The 20,071-nt window shown below is 48.0% G+C and carries 18 protein-coding genes; 13 read left to right on the forward strand and 5 right to left on the reverse strand.

Translation table 11 applies throughout. The features are described 5' to 3' along the window. Positions 1-9: 9 nt before the first annotated feature. Positions 10-2,355: an FtsX-like permease family protein gene (locus V2I46_01220; protein MEE4176107.1), complete on the reverse strand. Its 2,346-nt coding sequence runs from the start codon at positions 2,353-2,355 to the stop codon at positions 10-12. Between the two features lie 343 nt (positions 2,356-2,698). On the opposite strand from V2I46_01220, the gene V2I46_01225 reads away from it, so the two are divergent. From V2I46_01225 to V2I46_01275, 11 genes are all read left to right on the forward strand, one after another. After that, positions 2,699-3,622, forward strand: coding sequence for a tocopherol cyclase family protein (locus V2I46_01225; protein MEE4176108.1), 924 nt, complete (start codon positions 2,699-2,701; stop codon positions 3,620-3,622). A 173-nt stretch (positions 3,623-3,795) separates the two neighbouring features. Then, entirely contained in the window at positions 3,796-5,244 is a 1,449-nt protein-coding gene (gene sufB / locus V2I46_01230; protein ID MEE4176109.1) for a Fe-S cluster assembly protein SufB, read from the forward strand. A gap of 33 nt (positions 5,245-5,277) precedes the next feature. Beyond that, entirely contained in the window at positions 5,278-6,042 is a 765-nt protein-coding gene (gene sufC, locus V2I46_01235; GenBank protein ID MEE4176110.1) for a Fe-S cluster assembly ATPase SufC, read from the forward strand. 51 nt (positions 6,043-6,093) lie between these two features. Further along, positions 6,094-7,503, forward strand: a complete 1,410-nt coding sequence (gene sufD, locus V2I46_01240) for a Fe-S cluster assembly protein SufD (GenBank protein ID MEE4176111.1) — start codon at positions 6,094-6,096, stop codon at positions 7,501-7,503. A gap of 13 nt (positions 7,504-7,516) precedes the next feature. After that, a complete protein-coding gene (locus V2I46_01245) occupies positions 7,517-8,731 on the forward strand; it encodes a cysteine desulfurase (protein MEE4176112.1) in 1,215 nt (404 codons plus the stop codon). A 67-nt stretch (positions 8,732-8,798) separates the two neighbouring features. After that, positions 8,799-9,278, forward strand: a complete 480-nt coding sequence (locus tag V2I46_01250) for a hypothetical protein (GenBank protein ID MEE4176113.1) — start codon at positions 8,799-8,801, stop codon at positions 9,276-9,278. A 43-nt stretch (positions 9,279-9,321) separates the two neighbouring features. Beyond that, positions 9,322-9,750, forward strand: coding sequence for a SufE family protein (locus V2I46_01255; GenBank protein ID MEE4176114.1), 429 nt, complete (start codon positions 9,322-9,324; stop codon positions 9,748-9,750). A 22-nt stretch (positions 9,751-9,772) separates the two neighbouring features. Continuing rightward, on the forward strand, positions 9,773-10,084 hold the full coding sequence (locus V2I46_01260) for an iron-sulfur cluster assembly protein (GenBank protein ID MEE4176115.1): 312 nt from the start codon (positions 9,773-9,775) through the stop codon (positions 10,082-10,084). 124 nt (positions 10,085-10,208) lie between these two features. Further along, positions 10,209-10,589, forward strand: coding sequence for a glycine cleavage system protein GcvH (gene gcvH, locus V2I46_01265; GenBank protein MEE4176116.1), 381 nt, complete (start codon positions 10,209-10,211; stop codon positions 10,587-10,589). 34 nt (positions 10,590-10,623) lie between these two features. Continuing rightward, positions 10,624-11,016: a VanZ family protein gene (locus V2I46_01270; GenBank protein MEE4176117.1), complete on the forward strand. Its 393-nt coding sequence runs from the start codon at positions 10,624-10,626 to the stop codon at positions 11,014-11,016. 114 nt (positions 11,017-11,130) lie between these two features. Next, positions 11,131-11,811: an energy transducer TonB gene (locus tag V2I46_01275; protein ID MEE4176118.1), complete on the forward strand. Its 681-nt coding sequence runs from the start codon at positions 11,131-11,133 to the stop codon at positions 11,809-11,811. A 242-nt stretch (positions 11,812-12,053) separates the two neighbouring features. Here the strand turns inward: V2I46_01275 and recG are convergent, their stop codons facing one another. Further along, complete coding sequence (gene recG, locus V2I46_01280; protein ID MEE4176119.1) at positions 12,054-14,159, reverse strand: ATP-dependent DNA helicase RecG; 2,106 nt, start codon at positions 14,157-14,159, stop codon at positions 12,054-12,056. Positions 14,160-14,281: 122 nt separating this feature from the next. Here recG and V2I46_01285 point away from each other — a divergent pair, with 122 nt between their 5' ends. Then, on the forward strand, positions 14,282-15,235 hold the full coding sequence (locus tag V2I46_01285) for a 2-dehydropantoate 2-reductase N-terminal domain-containing protein (protein MEE4176120.1): 954 nt from the start codon (positions 14,282-14,284) through the stop codon (positions 15,233-15,235). 165 nt (positions 15,236-15,400) lie between these two features. Then, positions 15,401-16,150 carry an outer membrane beta-barrel protein gene (locus V2I46_01290; protein ID MEE4176121.1) on the forward strand — a complete coding sequence of 250 codons (750 nt, stop codon included), beginning with the start codon at positions 15,401-15,403 and terminating at the stop codon, positions 16,148-16,150. On the opposite strand, the gene V2I46_01295 is transcribed toward V2I46_01290, so the two are convergent. The 3 genes from V2I46_01295 to asnS all read right to left on the reverse strand — a co-directional run bounded on the left by V2I46_01295 (position 16,147) and on the right by asnS (position 19,784). Then, the gene (locus V2I46_01295) at positions 16,147-16,770 is read right to left on the reverse strand and encodes a hypothetical protein (GenBank protein ID MEE4176122.1); all 624 of its coding nucleotides are present in this window, start codon (positions 16,768-16,770) and stop codon (positions 16,147-16,149) included. The genes V2I46_01290 and V2I46_01295 overlap by 4 nt on opposite strands. After that, the gene (gene rpoN, locus V2I46_01300; GenBank protein ID MEE4176123.1) at positions 16,770-18,263 is read right to left on the reverse strand and encodes an RNA polymerase factor sigma-54; all 1,494 of its coding nucleotides are present in this window, start codon (positions 18,261-18,263) and stop codon (positions 16,770-16,772) included. Before rpoN ends, V2I46_01295 begins: the two co-directional genes overlap by 1 nt. A 111-nt stretch (positions 18,264-18,374) precedes the next feature. Further along, on the reverse strand, positions 18,375-19,784 hold the full coding sequence (asnS, locus tag V2I46_01305) for an asparagine--tRNA ligase (protein MEE4176124.1): 1,410 nt from the start codon (positions 19,782-19,784) through the stop codon (positions 18,375-18,377). Between the last annotated feature and the right edge of the window lie 287 nt (positions 19,785-20,071).

Genomic DNA, 20,071 nt, shown 5'->3' on the forward strand with positions numbered 1-20,071 from the left:
GGCTTGCGGTTATTCGTATTTTAAAGCCTCAGCAGGATTAGCGGTGGAAGCCCGCAGGGCGTGGTATCCGACGGTAATGACCATAATCAGCAAAGCCATTACTCCGGCATAAATCAGGGGCATCACACCCGGCTGAATATGATAAGCAAAGGTTGATAACCACTTCTCCGTAAAGAACAACACAAAAGGTGCCGCAATTACCAATGCAACCAGCACCAGAACGAAGAACTCCTTCAGCATCATCATCGAGATGTTTCCGATGCCAGCCCCCAGCACCTTCCTGAGGGCAATCTCACGGGTACGCTGTTCAGCCGTGAACGACGCCAAGCCGAACAAGCCCAGGCAGGCAATGATAATGGCAAAACCTGCAAACAAAAGGATAATCTTACCGAATCTTTCCTCCTGCTGGTAGCTGCGGTTGAAATACTGCTGAACTGTATTGGCGTTAAAATTCCTCCCGGGCATAAATTCATTTCTGACCTGTTCCAGGTAATTCATCAGTCCAGGCAATTGGACACCCGTTGTTTTTACAAGCACATTAAAACAGCGATCTTCCCACCACACTATGACCAGTGGGCCAATGGGCTGTTGCAGAGAGTTAAAGTGAAAATCGCGCACCACCCCTATGACGGGCCGCCCGTCTATTTCCTTTCCTATGGCCTGCTGTGGGCTGTCGCCCAGTTCAAAAAAGTTAACAGAAGCCTCATTGATCACGATGGCATTCCTCTCTTCCGACCTTAATTGAGGGTCAAAAAGCCTTCCTTCCACGGGTTGAATATCCATCATCTCAAGGAATCCCGGATGAACAGGAAAATAAGTATATTGCTTGGTTTCCCCGAAAATTTGAGTGCTTTCCTGCCAGGTGATGCTCCCAAAGACGGCGCTGGAAAAGTTTACCTCCAGCACCTCGGGGTGTTCCGCAAGGGCTGCCGCGAGTGCATCCTTGCGTTGGCCGGTTTCCATATCGATGGTGAAAAAAACGACATTTTCAGGATCAAAGCCCAGGGGTTTGTTCTTCATATAATTGATCTGCCTGAAAACCGTAATGGTGAAAGCAATCAGGGCAATGGAAACCATGAACTGGAAAACGATGAGCCCTTTCCTGAGAAAGGCGCCCTTTTTCCCGCGTGAGCGTTCGCCTTTCAGGGCAGCTACGGGCTGGAATGCGGTAAGATAAAAGGCCGGATAGATGCCCGACAAAAACCCGATGGACAGGGTTGCAATCACCAGGATTAACAGGACCCCTAAGAAATTAAGGTCTGAGGTCCTGAAATGGGTATTAGCCAAAGCATTGAAGTTAGGCAGAAGGGCCTCAACGAGCACCATGGCAAAGATCAATGCAATGGCGGTGGTAATGACCGACTCCACCAAAAACTGGATAATCAGTTCCTTGCGCGTTCCCCCGAGGAGCTTGCGAACCCCAACTTCCTTCGAACGGTTGGCAGCACGAGCTGTGGCCATATTCACAAAATTGATGATGGCAATTACCAGCACAAACACCGCCAGTATCCCAAAGGCGTTGACCGTCCTGAGACTGCCATGCAGTATTGGAATTTCGTGAACGATATGATCGGAAAAATATATTTTTGAATACGGGAAGAGGGTAAATACCCGGTCGGTAGTCTCACCGGTCTGCTCAAAGTAATAGTTTCCGAGGACTTGGGTAATCTTTTCTTCGGCAGTCTTTACATCCGTATTGGGGTTCAGCTTGAAAAAAGTAAAATAATTCCATCCCCCAAATACATTGAGAATATCCGGATCTCCCGTTAGCTCTGCCAGGAAGTGGAAAGGGATAATGGCTGAGATGGGGAAATGGCTGTATCTTACATCTTCCACGACACCAGTAACCTGTAACGTGAACTTGTTGCGGAAGCGAAGCGTCTCGCCCACCACATCTATCCTGCCAAAAATATTCATCGCCTGGGTTCTTGTCAAAACGATGGATTGCTCATTTATCAATGCCTTGGCTGGCAAACCAGCGATAAACTCCAAAGGGAAAAAATCGAAGAAAGTGCTGTCGGCCATAATCATATGGGGGATGACAAAGATCTTGTCGCCTACTGTTATGTCTGCATTTTGGCCAATGCGAATATCTACTCTGACAAATTGCTCCAGTTCTGGAATTCTCTCCTCGAGGTAGGGACCCATCATGGTGCCTGTTAATGACCAGGTTCCAGTCTCCAAACGGTAAATGGTTTCCCGTTCAGGATTCCAGCGATCATATAAATACTGATCTATAACATAAATGCTGACAAAACAAAAAACCGTGATACCAAGCCCAAACCCTGCTATATTAAGAAAACTGTAAAAACGTTGTTTCAGCAGTGCACGTATTCCGGTTTTGAATTGATCCATATTAAAAAGATTTTGCTCATCTAAACATTCAAAAACATGCCACAATCCTTTTATCACTGAAAATCAATCCAGTGAAAGAAAAATGGTTCTGAGACTTTTTGTTTCATTGTCCATAAAAGTACATCATCTGTCCGTATATGGACATTCAAACGTTCCAATACCTGCAAAAATATGAAGCTTCAGGGCATTCTGTCCTAAAGGCGCAAAAATTATGTATTTTTATTCCTTTAACGAAGACCTTATGCAAGAAAACGGCTTAATATCCTTGTTTGATTTGGGGAAACGGCCTCCGCTGCATTTCCATTTAAGGAAGGCCTGGAACCCTTCCTGGTTCCAGGGCAAAATGGCAAAGAAGAATTATTTTGAGGGCTGGTATCTGAAGTCGGTCAGTGCTGACGGCAAGCATTCCTGGGCTTTCATTCCGGGCATCTCGCTAAACGGGACCGACAGTCATTCCTTTGTACAGGTCATCAATGGCAAAACCAGCAAGACCTGGTATTTTCGATATCCCATTGAGGATTTTCAATTCTCGGTCAGGGAATTTTCTGTTGCCGTGGGGCCGAACCGCTTCTCCAGCAAGGGTATGCAGCTCGACCTGCAAAACGATACCGGATTTTTCAGGGGGAGACTTCAATTCGGGGCGTTTTCCCGCTTCCCGGTGTCTTTCAGGCGCCCGGGCATTATGGGATGGTATCGATATGTTCCCTTTATGGAGTGCTACCACGGCGTGGTGAGCCTCGATCACCGCGTTGATGGAAGAATTGAATACCCCGGAGGAGTCATACCACTTGACCAAGGAAGAGGTTATATCGAAAAAGACTGGGGGACATCAATGCCCGAAGCCTGGATCTGGATGCAAACCAACCATTTTGAGACAGCCGGAACCTCATTCATGCTAAGCATAGCAAAAATTCCATGGATTGGAAAAGCCTTTCCCGGATTTCTTGGATTTTTTCATCACCAGGGGCAATTATTCCCCTTTGCCACTTATACCGGGGCAAAGGTTGAAAAAATAGCCGAAAAGGGTCAACAGCTTTTGATCGAAATCAAAGCCCGGACCTTTCGGCTTAAGGTTGAGGCCTTGCTGGGCGAAAAAGGCTCGCTCAAAGCACCGGTTTCCGGAAATATGGAACGTATCATCCACGAAAGCATCGACGCCGGCATCCAGATCACGATTTACAACAAGCGCAATCAAATTTTGTTTTCAGGGCAAGGTATGCATGCAGGGCTCGAAATGGTAGGTGACCTCAGCCTCCTTTCCGAATAAAACCAACCTTTAGTGGCCTAAATAAATCCCAGTAAACAGTTGAATATCCCCCTGAGCTTTACTATCTTTGCAATCTAATTTAAATTAAATCTAAATAAGCCTAAAGGCTTCTCTCTGCAAGGGCATTAACTTTCAGGGAGTGTGAGTTCCGACCACAAAAAATGATCTTTTGAATGGAAGATAAAAACAACGATATTCTTGACGAGGTAACCGGTAGTGAATATAAGTATGGGTTCTACACGGATATTGAAATGGATCAGGCGCCCAGGGGGCTTACCGAAGAGACCATTCGTTTCATTTCAGCCAAAAAAAATGAACCTGAATTTATGCTCGATATCCGGCTCAAGGCGTTTCGCCACTGGAAAACGCTGAAAGAGCCGAACTGGGCGCACGTGGAATATCCGCCCATTGATTACCAGGATATCATTTATTATGCAGCCCCGCGAAAAAAAGAACAGCTGCAAAGCCTGGATGAAGTAGACCCCGATTTGCTAAAGACCTTTGAAAAACTAGGCATTCCCCTCGAGGAGCAAAAGATGCTTGCTGGGGTAGCCGTTGATGCGGTGATGGACAGTGTATCAGTAGCTACCACCTTCCGGTCCACCCTGGCAGAAAAGGGCATTATTTTTTGCTCTTTCAGCGAAGCCATCCGTGAATATCCTGAGCTGGTGAAGAAGTATATGGGCACGGTGGTTCCCTACACCGACAATTTCTTTGCGGCACTCAACTCAGCGGTATTCAGCGACGGTTCTTTTGTTTACATTCCTAAGGGTGTACGGTGCCCCATGGAACTTTCGACCTATTTCCGCATCAATGCAGCCAATACCGGGCAGTTTGAACGTACCCTCATTGTGGCCGAAGAAGGCAGCTATGTGAGCTATATGGAAGGCTGTACGGCCCCCATCCGCGACGAGAATCAGCTGCACGCCGCCATCGTGGAAATCATCGCCCACAAGGATGCCGAGGTCAAATATTCTACCGTACAGAACTGGTGGCCAGGCAACAAGGACGGCAAGGGCGGGGTGTATAACTTTGTCACCAAACGAGGCATCTGTGAAGGCGAAAACTCAAAGATCAGCTGGACACAAGTAGAGACCGGCTCAGCCATCACCTGGAAATATCCCAGCCTGATCCTGCGGGGCAATAACTCGTCAGGCGAGTTCTACTCGGTGGCTGTAACCAACAACCACCAACAGGCCGATACCGGCACCAAGATGATCCACCTGGGGAAAAATACCCGCAGCACCATCATTAGCAAGGGCATCTCGGCCGGGCATAGCAATAACAGCTACCGGGGCCTGGTGAAAACCACCCGGCGCGCCGAGAATGCACGTAACTTCTCACAGTGCGATTCCCTCTTGCTTGGGGATAAATGCGGAGCACATACCTTCCCCTATATCGAGGTAGGCAACCGCTCTTCCATTGTCGAGCACGAAGCCACTACCAGCAAAATATCGGAAGACCAGCTGTTTTACTGCCTGCAACGCGGTATCGATATGGAGAGTGCCATTGGGCTCATTGTCAACGGCTATGCCAAGGAAGTGCTCAGCAAGCTGCCCATGGAGTTTGCCGTTGAAGCACAAAAATTGCTTTCTATCAGCCTCGAAGGAAGTGTTGGATAATTGATCTGAACCTTATTTTGAAAATAACCCACTATGTTACATATTAAAGATTTATCCGTATCCATTAATGGAAAAACAATCCTCGACGGATTTAACCTCGATGTGAACCCTGGTGAAGTACATGCCATTATGGGCCCCAACGGCACAGGCAAGAGTACGCTGGCCTCGGTCATTGCAGGTCGCGAAATGTTTGATGTCGATCGCGGCGAAATCACTTACCGCGGGAAAAACCTCTTTGAAATGGCACCCGAGATCAGGGCCCGCGAGGGGATATTTCTTGGCTTCCAGTATCCCGTGGAAATTCCGGGGGTCAGCATGGCCAATTTTATGCGCACCGCCCTCAACGAGAAACGCAAGTACCTGGAACTGGAACCACTTAGCGGTGCGGAGTTCCTCAAGCTGATGGAAGAAAAGAAAAACCTCGTGGAGATTCATTCCAAGCTGACCAACCGTTCGGTAAACGAAGGCTTCTCAGGCGGGGAAAAGAAAAAGAACGAAATCTTCCAGATGGCCTTGCTCGAACCCAGGCTGGCCATCCTCGATGAGACCGACTCTGGACTCGACATCGATGCCCTGAAGGTAGTGGCCAACGGGGTCAACAAGCTTCGCACCAGCGAAAATGCCACCATCGTCATCACCCACTATCAACGGCTGCTTGATTATATCATTCCTGATTTTGTGCACGTACTTTTTGATGGACGTATTGTGAAAAGCGGCGGGAAGGAACTGGCCCTGGAGCTGGAAAGCAAAGGGTATGAGTGGGTCAAGAAGGAAGCCAGCGAAACCGCGGCCAGATAGAACATGCCCCGCGACCCACTGCGTTTTATTCACTAAATTACTCAGGAAACCATGACTACCAGCATCAATACCCTGCCATTAAAGGAACGGCTGCTTTCGCTCTTCTACCAGCATCTGCCTTCCATCAAGGGCCAAGCCACTGCGGGAGTGAACCGCCTGCGGGAGGAGGGGCTGGCTGAATTCGAACGCCAGGGATTTCCACATCCCAAAATGGAAAACTGGCGTTTCTCGGATATTACTCCCCTGCTTGAAACAGACTTTGCTTTCGACTTCAGCAATCAAAGCCGCCCCTTTGAAATTGAAAAGATCTTTACCTGCGATGTCTACGACCTGGATACTTTCAGCGTAACCTTGCTTAATGGCTGGTTTGTATATAAAAACGCTCCGCTGACACGCCTGTCAAACGGCACAGTTATTGGCAGCCTGGCCAAGGCCATGGAGGTTTACCCCGAAATCATCGACAAATACCTCGGCAAAGCCGCCCTCCCCGGAAAATCAGGGCTTACGGCACTGAATACCGCCTTTATCCAGGATGGTCTTTTTATTTATGTACCCGAGGGCGTAAAAGTGGAAAAGCCCATCCAGCTGATCAACATTGTCAATTCACCCACTCCTGTATTTTTGCAACCCCGGCATCTCACCATTGTTGAAAAGGGCGCAAAAGTTACCTTGGTACATTGTGACCACTCGCTGACCCATAACCCCAGCTTTACCAATACTGTTCTTGAAATATTCGCCCACCCTCAGGCCGAAGTAGACCATTACAAGATCCAGAACAAGGGGAGGAATTCAGCGCTGTTTACTTCCACTTTTTTCCACCTGGAGAAGGAAAGCAAAGTCAACAGCAATATCATAACCCTGAACGGAAGTTTCATACGCAACAATGTGGATGTGCTACTGAAGGAAGAGGAAGGGCATGCCGACCTGAATGGTTTATACCTGACGGACCGCAACCAGCACATAGACAACCAGGTTTTCATTGACCACGCCTCGCCCAATTGCTTCAGCAACCAGTTGTATAAGGGCATCCTCGATGATCAGGCCCGGGCAATTTTCAGCGGGCGCATCCTGGTGGAGCGAGAGGCCCAGAAAACACTGGCCTATCAAAACAACAAGAACCTGCTGCTTACCGATGACGCCAAGGTAAACACCCAGCCCCACCTGGAGATTTATGCCGATGACGTAAAATGCAGCCACGGAGCCACCGTTGGACAGCTTGACCCGGATGCTATGTTTTACCTGCGTTCAAGAGGGATCGGCGAACACGCCGCACGTCAATTGCTGATGCTGGCATTTGCCGATGAAGTGGTTCAGAAGATCTCCATTGAGCCCCTCCGGCAAAGGATAAGCAATATGGTTGAGAAACGCCTCAAGGGTGAGCTCTCCATCTGCGACCAGTGTGTGCTGCACTGCAGCGACAAGGGCCCGGCCACCTTTAACATTGACATGAGTAAAATCTGAGGTTTTTATGAGCATTAATGTAGAACAATTGCGAAGGGAGTTTCCTGTGCTGAACCAAACAGTCAACGGGAAACCACTGGTGTATCTCGACAATGCAGCCACCACGCAAAAACCCAAAGCAGTTGTCGAGCGATTGATGGATTATTATTACAAGGAGAACAGCAACATCCACAGGGGTGCCCATTATTTAAGCGTGCAGGCGACAGAAGCTTATGAAGAAGCCCGGGAAACCGTCAGACTATACCTGAATGCGGCTTTCAGCCGGGAAATCATTTTCACCCGGGGCACCACTGAATCCATCAACCTGGTAGCGAGCTCCTTCAGCCAGAAGTTCCTGAAGGAAGGCGACGAGATTCTAATCTCGGCCATGGAACATCATTCAAACATCGTCCCCTGGCAATTGGCCTGCGAGCAAAAGGGTGCCACCCTCAAAGTGATACCCATGAACGAGCACGGTGAACTGCTAATGGAAACGCTGACGGGGCTCCTGACCGAAAAGACACGGCTGGTGGCCGTTTCGCACGTGAGCAATGCCCTGGGAACCATTAACCCCATTGAAGAGATCATCAGCCAGGCACACCAAAAGGGAATCCCGGTGCTGATCGACGGGGCACAAGCGGTGCCGCATATGAAAGTCGATGTTCAAAAACTCGACTGCGATTTTTATTGCTTCTCCGGGCATAAGCTATACGGGCCCATGGGGGTTGGCGTTTTATTCGGGAAGGAAGAATGGCTCGAGCAAATGCCCCCCTACCAGGGCGGAGGCGAAATGATCAAAGAAGTGCGTTTTACCGGAACCACTTACAACGAACTGCCCTATAAGTTTGAAGCGGGTACCCCAAATGTGGGCGATGTGCTGGGTCTGGAAGCCGCCCTGCGATTTGTTTCCTACCTCAGGCACGATGTCATTTCGGTGTATGAAGAACAGTTGATGCAATATGCCATGCAGCAGTTGTCAACCCTGCCGAACATTCGTTTTATTGGCACCAGCGAACGCAAGACCAGCGTTATCTCTTTTATCTTCGACGACATCCATCCATACGATACCGGGATCATTCTCGACCAAATGGGCATTGCGGTTCGTACCGGCCATCACTGCGCCCAGCCGGTCATGGACTTCTTCCAAATCCCCGGCACCGTCAGGGTTTCATTTGCCATGTATAATTCCCTCCTGGAAATTGATTTGCTGATGGATGGACTGCAAAAAGTAAGGACCTTATTTGCCTGATTAAAATGAGGGCCAGAAAAGAAAAATCCCCGGATTCACCCGTGCCAATCCTTTGAAAAACTACACCATGGAAAATACGGTTCCCAAGAAAGCCTACAAAAATATCAACCTGGTATACGGGGTATTTTTTTTCAGCATGGTCATTTTCCTGCTGATCGTATCCCTCCTGGTTAGCAAGACGGGGCCGCTCATCGAGGAAGATCCGCTGATGGAACAGATCCTGAAACTGATCGTGATTGTGTTTACCGTGGTGATTATACCCATTGCCCAAGGGTTTCCACAGCGAATGATCCGAAAAATTGGCAGCGATTTGAGTCTCGCTGAGAAAATGGCCAGGTACCAGGCTGCCCTGACGGTTCGCTTTGCCCTGACGGAAGGTACAGGCATCATGGCCTGTTTGTTTTTTTTAATCACAGGCGATACAGACCTGATGCTGTTGGTGGCAATTATCCTGCTGTATTTCATCATTAGCCGTCCCAGCCACTTCAAAATGGGTGCAGACCTTGAACTCAGCGAAATGGAAAAAAAAGAGCTTTTCAAGGAATAACCAGCCCTGAATCGCTTATTTTGTAATCAAAATCTATCTGATCATGACGATTAAAGAAAAGGAAGAAGAGATCATTTCAGAATTTGAGATGTTTACCGACTGGCTTGAAAAATACAATTATATCATTGAATCGGGCAGATCCATTCCGGTCATTGAGCCCGAGTACAAAAAGGATAAATATCTTATCCAGGGATGCCAGTCGCAGGTATGGCTTCATGCCTCCTATAAGGACGGGAAGGTGTTTTTCAGTGCTAGCAGCGATGCCCTCATAACCAAGGGGATTATCGGATTGCTGATCCGGGTACTATCCGGCCAGCCACCCCAGGACATCATCGATGCAAAACTCGAATTCATTGACCGCATCGGCCTTCATCAGCACCTATCGCCCACGCGTTCCAATGGCTTGGCAAGCATGGTCAAGCAGATGAAATTATATGCCCTGGCCTTTAAAACACAGGCACAGGGAAAATAACCAGGACAAAACAAAATTAAGCATGAATTTCCTTGAAAAAGAAACCAAGGTCGTTGACGCACTGAAAAGCGTTTTCGACCCCGAAATCCCGGTAAATATTTACGACCTTGGCCTGGTTTATGAAATCAGGGTCAATGAGGACGATTCGACATACATCAAAATGACCCTTACCAACCCCAACTGCCCCGTTGCCGATGAGATTCCAAGGGATGTGAAAGATGCCGTGCTGCGGGTGGAGGGCATTAAAGAGGTCAATGTCGACCTGGTTTTTGAACCCGAGTGGAATAAAGACATGATGTCGGAAGCAGCCATGCTTGAACTGGGTTTGCTGTAATGGCTCCCTCCTCTGACTGACAATATTTTTCCGCCTGTCAAAATCCTTTTTTTGTAAAAAAAAAGGTTGTATTTTTGGCCCCTGTAGGCGTTGTCCCCATTCATTCACTAAAAAAATATTGGATATGAATTTTCCGGAAAATTTACTGTACACCAAAGATCACGAATGGATCAAGATTGAAGGCGAAACTGCCGTGGTAGGTATTACCGACTTTGCGCAAAAAGAGCTTGGCGATATCGTTTATGTTGAAGTCGACACCGTGGGCGAAACGCTTGACCAGGAAGACACCTTCGGCACCATTGAAGCCGTTAAGACCGTTTCCGATCTTTTTATGCCCGTTTCAGGTGAAATTACCGAGTTTAACGAAGCCCTGGAATCAAACCCCGATGTTGTTAACAAGGATCCTTATGGCGAAGGCTGGATCATCAAAGTTAAGATTTCCGATCCCGCCCAGAAGGATGACCTGCTCACAGTTTCCCAGTACAAGGAACTCGTCGGCGAATAATCTTTTCTTCCGGCATTGGAATAGCCAAGCTGTGATGGCTTTCAAATTTCTTTTACCTGCCCTGGCCTGGGGCTTGCTGATTTTATTGGCCATCAGCCTGCCTCCCGGCAATATTCCCAGAACGGGACTCTTCAGCCTGCCCCATTTTGACAAACTGGTGCATGTGGCCCTTTTTGCAGGATGGGGTTTGTTGCTTTTTGCAGGATTTCGAAAACAAAAACCCGGGAGCTTTTTTCAACAAAACCCTGCGATGATTGCCGTTGCATTCGGCCTTGTCTATGGAATCCTGACCGAACTTTTGCAGCATTTTTGTTTAAGCGGACGCCATGGAAACTATTTTGATGTCATCGCTGATGTGTTTGGAACAGTTTTTGGTGTTTTGCTATTGAAGTGGATCGTGAGGAAACCTTCAAAAATTTTTATTTGAAGGTGGAATTTCGAAAGCAGGGAAAGTATTTTCAAATTATTTGTATATTAGCAGTCGCTTTTGAAAAAGTAGAATTCACCTTTACAGGCGCCTGCCAAAAACCAAGGAGCACATATGGAAGCAAAAAAAACACCGAAAGCCGACCTCGAAAACAAAAAGCGCATTTTTCTCCAGATTGGTCTGGCAGTAGCGCTTTTGGGTGTTCTGGTGGCTTTTGAATGGAAAACCTACGAAAGGCAAGTGTACGACTTAGGTACGCTTGAGATGGACTTTATTGAGGAGGAGGATATTCCCATCACACGCCAGGAAACCCCTCCCCCGCCTCCACCACCTGAAGCCTCCACCGAGCTGATCATTGTGGAAGACGACGTCGAAATTGATGAAGAATTCAGCATCGACGTTGAAGCAACCGTTAATACCGAGGTGAAAGAATTTACTCCGGTTGTGGTGGTTCAGGAGGAAGAAGAAATCGCGGAAGACGTAATCTTTACCGTGGTTGAAGACCAACCCAGCTATCCGGGTGGTGAAGAAGCACGTATCCGCTATCTCCAGGAAAACCTGCGTTACCCCCAAATGGCCCGTGAGGCAGGGATTCAGGGAACCGTGTTCGTAACCTTTGTGGTTGAACGCGATGGCTCGGTTACCGACGTACGCGTACTGCGTGGTATCGGCGGCGGCTGCGATGAAGAAGCCGTTCGCGTCGTACAGAACATGCCGCGCTGGAACCCCGGTCGCCAGAGAGGCCAACCGGTTAGGGTACAGTTTAACATGCCCATTCGTTTCGTATTGAACTAAGCGAACGAAGCAAGATCTTTTGGGAGACAGCCCCGGCTAAAGGTGGCTGTCTCTTTTTTTTACCCTTATTTCCCAGATCAGAAAACCTTGCCTTGGGGTTCTATTCCTTTATTACCATCGACCTTACAGGCTCATACCATCCTCGGAGTTTATACGGTTTAAACCGTATAAACTCCGTCTATTCTCCGTATTAACCATGGCCATGGTCCCTTACTCAATCCAGCAGGAAACAAGACTGGCTTTTAACTAATGCGGCTCCAGAATAACTTGTCGTGATAGAGGGCCCTGAGGCGCCTGGCCACCATCTGGTGGGCGGGTTTTTCGAGGTGGGGGTCGTCGGCCAGCAATTCACGGGCCTTGTCGCGGGCAAATTTAAGGATGGCTTCATCCCTGGCCAGGTCAGCCATTTTCAGTTCGAGGATCCCGCTTTGCTGGGTGCCCTGGATGTCGCCGGGGCCCCGCAACCTCAGGTCCATTTCGGCAATTTCGAAGCCATCGTTTGAGCGTACCATCACCTCGATGCGCTTGCGGGCTTCATTGCTCAGTTTTTGTCCGCTCATCAGGATGCAATAGCTCTGTTCGGCGCCGCGGCCTACCCTCCCCCTGAGCTGATGAAGCTGCGACAAACCAAATCGCTCAGCGCTTTCAATGATCATCACCGAGGCGTTGGGCACATCGATACCCACTTCAATCACGGTGGTGGCTACCATGATGTGGGTCTTGCCCTGCACAAAACGCTGCATCTCAAAATCCTTGTCAGCCGGTTTCATTTGCCCGTGGACAATGCTTACGGCATACTGTGGGAGCGGGAATTCGCGTGAAATGCTTTCATAGCCATCCGTAAGATCCTTCAGGTCAAGTGTTTCTGACTCTTTTATCAAGGGGTAAACAACGTAAATTTGTCTTCCCTGCTGAATCTGTTCGCGCATAAACCCGAATACCTTCAGGCGATTGCTATCGTATTGGTGAATGGTTTTGACGGGTTTGCGCCCCGGAGGCAATTCGTCGATCACTGAAACATCGAGGTCACCATAGAGGGTCATGGCCAGGGTGCGTGGGATGGGTGTGGCGGTCATTACAAGGATGTGAGGAGGCTTATGCCCTTTCGACCAGAGTTTGGCACGCTGGGCCACTCCGAAACGGTGCTGTTCGTCGATCACCACCAGTCCCAGCTTATCAAACTCCACCACATCCTCAATGAGGGCGTGGGTGCCGATGATGATCTGCAGCTCGCCTTCTTTAAGGGCTTTCAGTAAGCCCCGCCGCTGGGCCGAGCGGGTAGAGCCGGTGAGCAATCCAACATGGATGCCCAGGGGGGCCAGCATATTCGACACAGATTCGTAATGCTGGAATGCAAGGATCTCGGTAGGAGCCATCAGGCAGGCCTGAAATCCGTTGTCGAGGGCCATCAGCATGCTCATTAGGGCGACCACGGTCTTACCGCTGCCCACATCCCCCTGCAACAGCCGGTTCATCTGGTTTCCCGTAAGGGTATCGCCACGAATTTCCTTGAGCACCCGTTTCTGGGCGCCGGTCAGTTCAAACGAAAGGCATTCGTAGAAAAATCCGTTGAAATATTGGCCGATCTGCTTAAAAACATGACCCCCGCTTTTTTCGCTGCGAAGCAGTTTATGCCTGAGCAAGTTGAGCTGAATATAAAACAGTTCTTCGAATTTCAGGCGGGCAATGGCTTTTTTCAGGGCATTGGGGTCGGCAGGGAAGTGTATGTCGGACAGAGTCGTTTTGCGGCCGGGAAGTTTTATTGCCTCAAGCATGGCGGTGGGCAGGGTTTCATTGACGTGGTCGATGACTACAGGCAGCAGGGTACGGATCAGTTTGCCAATGCCACGGGAGTCAAGACCCTGTGAACGCAGTTTCTCGGAGGAATTATAGACTGGTTGCATGGCCGATTCCTGGTTGATGGCACCCGGGCTTACCGGCTCTACTTCCGGATGAACGATATTAAACTGGCGGTTAAATACGCTGGGTTTTCCGAAAACAATGTATTCAACATTGGGTTTAAAGGCATTTTTAAGCCATTTGATGCCATTGAACCAGACCAGGTCAAGGGTTCCTGACTCGTCGGTAAAGGTGGCAGTCATACGGGTAGCACGGCGGGCACCATGCAGTTCAATATTGGAAATATTGCCCCTGAGTTGCACATAAGGAAAGTCTTCGCGGATCTCGCTGACCTTATAGAATTTGCTGCGATCGACATAGCGGAATGGGAAAAACTCGAGCAGGTCGCCAAAGGTAAAGATGCCGGCTTCCTGCCGAAGCAATTCACCACGCCTGGGACCAACACCCTTGAGGTATTCAATGGAGGTTTTAAGAATATCCTGGCTCATGCTCAAAAAGGATAGAACGTAAAATTAATAAATCGAGCCGGAGCGAGCATCATTCGTCAAAAAAATTGAGCTCACATGACGAAGTGTTTGTAATTTTGAGCATATTTTCAAGGCAATCCTGTATGAAGATCCTGATATTTGGTGCGGGTGTGATTGGGACCGCTTATGGCTGGCAGTTGTGGGAAGCGGGTTATGATGTGAGCCTGCTGGTGAGAAAACAACGGGTGGTGAGATACAGCAATTCGGGGATTAACATTAGCTGTACGGATCTGAGAGGCAAAGAAAAGGAATACAAAAAAACCGTGTTCCGGCCCAGGATTGTTGACCGCCTGAATCCTGAAGAAGGATATGACCTGATCATTGTTTCGGTAAAAAATTACCAGCTCAGGGATGCGGTTCCCTATCTGGCAAAATATTCCGGCAAGGCTGACATTTTGTTCCTGGGGCACTTCTGGCAGGAAAACGAATGGATTGAAGAGACCCTTCCAAAGGATAAATATTTCTTTGGTTTTCCGGGAATGGTGCTGGGAGCGAAAACCCTGGATGGCATCAACTGCTATTTTTTCGGGAACAGCAATACTTTTCTGGGGGAGCCGGATGGCAAAGTAAGTCAGCGTCTGCTGGACACGAGGAAAATGATGGAATTGGCTGGAATGCAGCCGCGGCAACTGCACGCCATCGAATCGTGGATACGGGGAGATTTTGCCTGGCAGGCAGCCATCCTGGGCCCGGTGCTCAAAGCCGGTAATTTCCGCTTGTTTGCTGAGGACAAGAAACTGCTTGGGCAAGCCATACAAGCCATCCGCGAGGTCAATGGCATTGTTCAGCGTTCGGGCATAAAGGTGAACGGGGCTTTCCCGTTCTGGTTATTCCGGCTGCCTGCATTCCTGGTGGTACCCTTGCTTAAAAAATCATTTAACCAGACCATGCAGGCTGCCCTTGAGGCCAACCTGAAACACAGCCTAGAGGAAATCAGGGGGCAATACATGACCCTGCTTGCCCTGGGAAAGAAAAACAATGAAAAAATGGTTTACCTGGCCTCCTTTGAAAAGTACCTTGAAAAAGAGGAAAAATAAAATTTCTGGATAACAGGACAAAAAAGCATTGTATTTGCCGTTAACCTTCCTTGAAGGAAAATCCACAAATTTTCCTTAACTTTATATTTTGAAAATACACCGGAATCAAGAAATTTCAAGATATTTCACAAACAGGCACCTTGAACCATTAAAACAGCAATCAATATGAAACGAATTTTAATTGTTTTTTCAGCCTTGATCCTTTCGGGCGGGCTTTTATTTGCCCAGGAAGACATGCCGGAGATTCCAGAGGAATATATTTCCGGAACTGCAGACCGGTTTATGGTGGACCTTTTCACCGACATCTGGAGCAATGCTCCTGAAGAAATGGATATGAACACCATTAACCGCGGAATCAGCATCAGCATGATGCAGGACTTCAAACTGGGGGCTTCCCCCTTCAGCGTGGCAGCCGGACTGGGGATAAGCAGTCATAATCTTTACAGCAATTTTGTATATGAATTCACCCCTATGTCCTGGTCTTCGGCCTGGCCGCAACCCGGCACCTATGATTTTCACAAAATTGATGAAGAATTTTATGAAATTAAAAAAAATAAGCTGAGCCTGAATTATTTGAGTGCCCCTTTTGAGTTCCGTTACCGCAACTACAACCTGCCCAAAACCTTCCGTATCTATGCAGGACTTCGTTTAGGCTATTTGATCAATGCCCATACCAAGACCCACTTAAAAATTGAGGAAGGTGTGGTAGGAAGTCCACCGCCCTCAGAATGGAAAACCAAGGAAAGCAAACTAGGCAATCTGGAAAAGTTCCAAGTGGGAGTCACAGCAAGGGTTGGATACGGCCGAATAAATTTGTTTGGTTATCTGCCTCTTACGGAAATTTTCAAGGATAATTTTGCTGCCGGACAAGGGATGAAACCAGTCTCAGTGGGACTCACCTTTATCGTTTTCTAGGATCTGAGATAAAAGAAAAGCATCAGCATTACGCCAATGCCCATAATGTATCCCGCAAACACCTGGGATAATTTGTGGGCGTTGAGTTTTACGCGTGCAGTACCCAGCAATCCTGAGGCCAGGAATGCGGCAATGATCAGCCAGTCAATATTGAGGTGGAGCAGCATGGCCAGGCTGATCAGGAAGCCCGTTAAACCACCCATGGATACCATATGAATACTGATTTTCCAGCGGTAAGTGATGATGAGGGTTAGCAGGATGAGAATGGTGGCCCCAATCACATAAAAATACAGAAGGGAGGGCAGGGCAATTTTTCGCAGGAGGTAATAGGTGATAAAGAAATAAATGGCCGAGAGCAAGAGCGGCACCATTCGTTCGCTGCGCTCATCGAGCAGGATGTCGCGGATCATCCCGGTCTTTTTCAGCAACAGGATGGATAATACCGGAGCTACGGCCGTATTGATGAACAAGATCAGGAGGATCATTCCCTTGGCTTTGGGTGTCAGGCTGTAGGAAAGATAGGTGTTCAGCTGAAAAAGAATGATCAGTCCCAGGGTAGGGATGATCAGGGGATGCAGGACCACGGAAAGAAAACGGGCAACAGGGGTTTCGATCTTCATCAGGAAAGTTCCTTTCGCAACCTGGCCACGGGAATATCCAGTTGCTCGCGGTACTTGGCCACCGTACGGCGTGCAATGTTGTAACCCCTGTTCTTTAAAATGGCAGCCAATTCTTCGTCGGTGACCGGCTTATTTTTGTCTTCGGCTTCCACACAATCCTGCAGGATCTTTTTCACCTCGCGGGTGGACACCTCTTCTCCCGATTCATTCTGCATCGACTCAGAGAAAAAGGTTTTCAGGAGGAAGGTACCATAGGGGGTCTGAACATATTTGCTGTTGGCCACCCTGGAAATTGTGGAAATGTCGAGTTTGACGATATCGGCAATGTCCTTCAGGATCATGGGTCGCAGTTTCGTCTCATCCCCGGTCAGGAAATATTCCTTCTGGTATTTGAGAATGGCTTCCATCGTGACCAGTAAGGTATTCTGCCGTTGGCGGATGGCATCAATGAACCACTTTGCGCTGTCGAGTTTCTGCTTGACAAACAACAGCGCTTCCTTCTGTCTTGAGTCGACCTTTCCTTTTGATTCGGCCATGGTCTCGAGCATCTCAGAATAGGTGCGATTGATGCGCAGGTCCGGGGCATTGCGGGAATTCAGAGATAGTTCTATTTCCTCATCGCTGACGGTGATATAGAAGTCGGGCACAATATACTGCGAAGCTTTGCCGGAGTCGCTCAGGGAGTTACCCGGTTTGGGATTGAGCTTCAGAATCTCATCGATGGCCTCTTTGAGTTCATCATCACTGAAGTTGTGCTTTTTCTGAATCTTATCAAAATGCTTTTTGGTGAAATCATTGAAGTTCTTTTCGAGCAAGAGGGTAGCATTAACCACGGTGGGGGTTCGTGGGGTTTTACGCCGGATTTGCAGCAAAAGACATTCCTGGAGGTCGCGGGCACCTACGCCAGGAGGATCAAATTGCTGAATCACCCTGATCAGGCCTAACACTTCCTTAAAATTGCTCTTGATATTCTGGTTGAATGCCAGGTCATCAATCAGCGAATGAATATCGCGCTGCAAATATCCCGATTCATCAATATTCCCTATGATATGGGTTGCAATCAGTTGTTCCCTCTCATTGAGTTTTCGCAGGCCAAGCTGAGCCAGCAAAAGCTCCTGAAAGCTGGTTCCTGAAGCAAAAGGGATCTCCCTGTGTTCATCGTCGGCGCTGGTGTTTTGGGCATTCAGACGGTAGGCTGGGATTTCGTCATCGTCGATATAGTCGCTCAGGTCAAACTCATCATCCTGATTGCGTTCGGGTTCATCTTTACCCATATCGTCATCCGCCCCATCCAAAGATTCATCAAAATCATCAAACTGATCTTCGATTTCTTCGGCATCATCGGGGCCTTCCTCAAGCGCAGGATTTTCTTCGATTTCCTGCTTTATCCGCTGTTCGAGCAAAACGGTAGGCACCTGCAAAAGCTTCATGAGCTGAATCTGCTGGGGAGACAGCTTTTGCAACAGCTTTTGTTGAAGTCTCTGTTTAAGCATGGAACAACTTCATTTAATATTTCTCACGAACACAGGGCCGTTGAAAAACCCTTTATGATACTATAACGTAAACCAAATTAAAAAAAATTCTATTTCAAAGCAAACGGAGGTTTAAAATTCTGCATTCTGGGGCGTTCTCGGAAATGGGATGACATCACGGATGTTTCCCATACCGGTCACAAACAGCATCAGACGTTCAAATCCCAGCCCAAAACCGCTGTGCGGAGCGGTGCCAAACTTCCGGGTATCCAGATACCACCACACATCCTGCTCATGAATACCCATTTCCTTAATTTTTCCATACAATTTGTCGTAATCCTCTTCGCGCTGAGAACCACCGATGATCTCACCGATCTTGGGAAAGAGCACATCCATGGCTCGAACGGTTTTCCCATCGTCATTAAGTTTCATATAAAAAGCCTTGATCTCTTTTGGATAATCCGTGAGAATAACCGGCTTCTTAAAATGTTTCTCCACCAGGAAGCGCTCATGCTCGGCCTGCAGGTCAACACCCCAGCTTACCGGGAACTCGAATGGATGACCCGAGGACATCAGAATCTCAATCGCTTTGGTATAGGTCAGGCGTTCAAAAGTGTTGTTGATGACAAAGTTGAGCCGTTCGATTAATTCATTGTCATACATTTTTTGCAGGAACTCCAAGTCATCGGGGCAGTTTTCGAGCAAATAGCGGATCAGATACTTGAGGAAATCCTCAGCCAGATCCATGTTATCCTTAATGTCGTAAAAGGCCATTTCGGGTTCTATCATCCAGAACTCGGCCAGGTGGCGGGTTGTATTTGAGTTTTCGGCCCTGAAGGTTGGTCCGAAGGTATAAATGCTTGAAAGTGCAAGGGCGCCGAGCTCGCCTTCCAGTTGTCCTGAAACGGTCAGGTTTGTTTCCTTCCCAAAAAAATCCTGAGAGAATTCGATCTTCCCTTCCGGCGTCCGTGGCAGGTTGTCAAGGTCGAGGGTGGTTACCCTGAACATGGCACCTGCCCCTTCAGCATCCGAACCAGTAATGATGGGGGTGTGAAGATAATAAAAGCCACGGTCGTTGAAGTATTTGTGAATGGCAAAAGCCAGGGCGTGACGAATGCGAAAGATGGCGCCAAAAGTATTGGTGCGGGGGCGCAGGTGGGCGATCTCGCGTAAAAACTCAAGGGTATGCCCCTTCTTCTGCAAGGGATATTTTTCGGGATCAGCACCACCATACAATTCAATTTCGCTGGCGATGATCTCGAGCGATTGACCCTTGCCCTGGGATTCCATCAGACGTCCATTGACCGAAATACACGATCCGGTATTAACCTGCCTCAACAGCTCGTCATTGTTAAATGTCTGAACATCCACAACAACCTGGATATTATGTATGATGGAACCATCGTTGAGCGCAATAAAATTCACGTTTTTATTGCCGCGCCGGGTCCTGACCCAGCCTTTGACGTTCACTTCCTGGCCGATCAGATGGTTGGCATTTCCCTTCAACAAATCAAAAATTCTTTGTCTTTTCAGTCCTTGCATTTTCATTTCAATGTTTTTGCCAATTTACCTGTGCTATTTGGGCTACAAAAATAACACAATTCCTGGTATTCCGGCGTTGAAGGTTTTATGCTGTTTTTCTGTTCAATCATTTAAAAAAAATTAAGTGAAAAATATTTTTTCTGATTCAAAAAAGCTATTTATAAAATTTTTTATTAATATTGTCCTAATAATAGTCTGGTATATGTGCATTCCTTTGCCTGACTTTCAACAAAAACCATAACCAGTGCCCTGACAGTGGGTTTTCCTTTACGGATAAATTAAAGACA

Source organism: Bacteroides sp. (genome assembly GCA_036351255.1).
GTDB lineage: Bacteria > Bacteroidota > Bacteroidia > Bacteroidales > UBA7960 > UBA7960.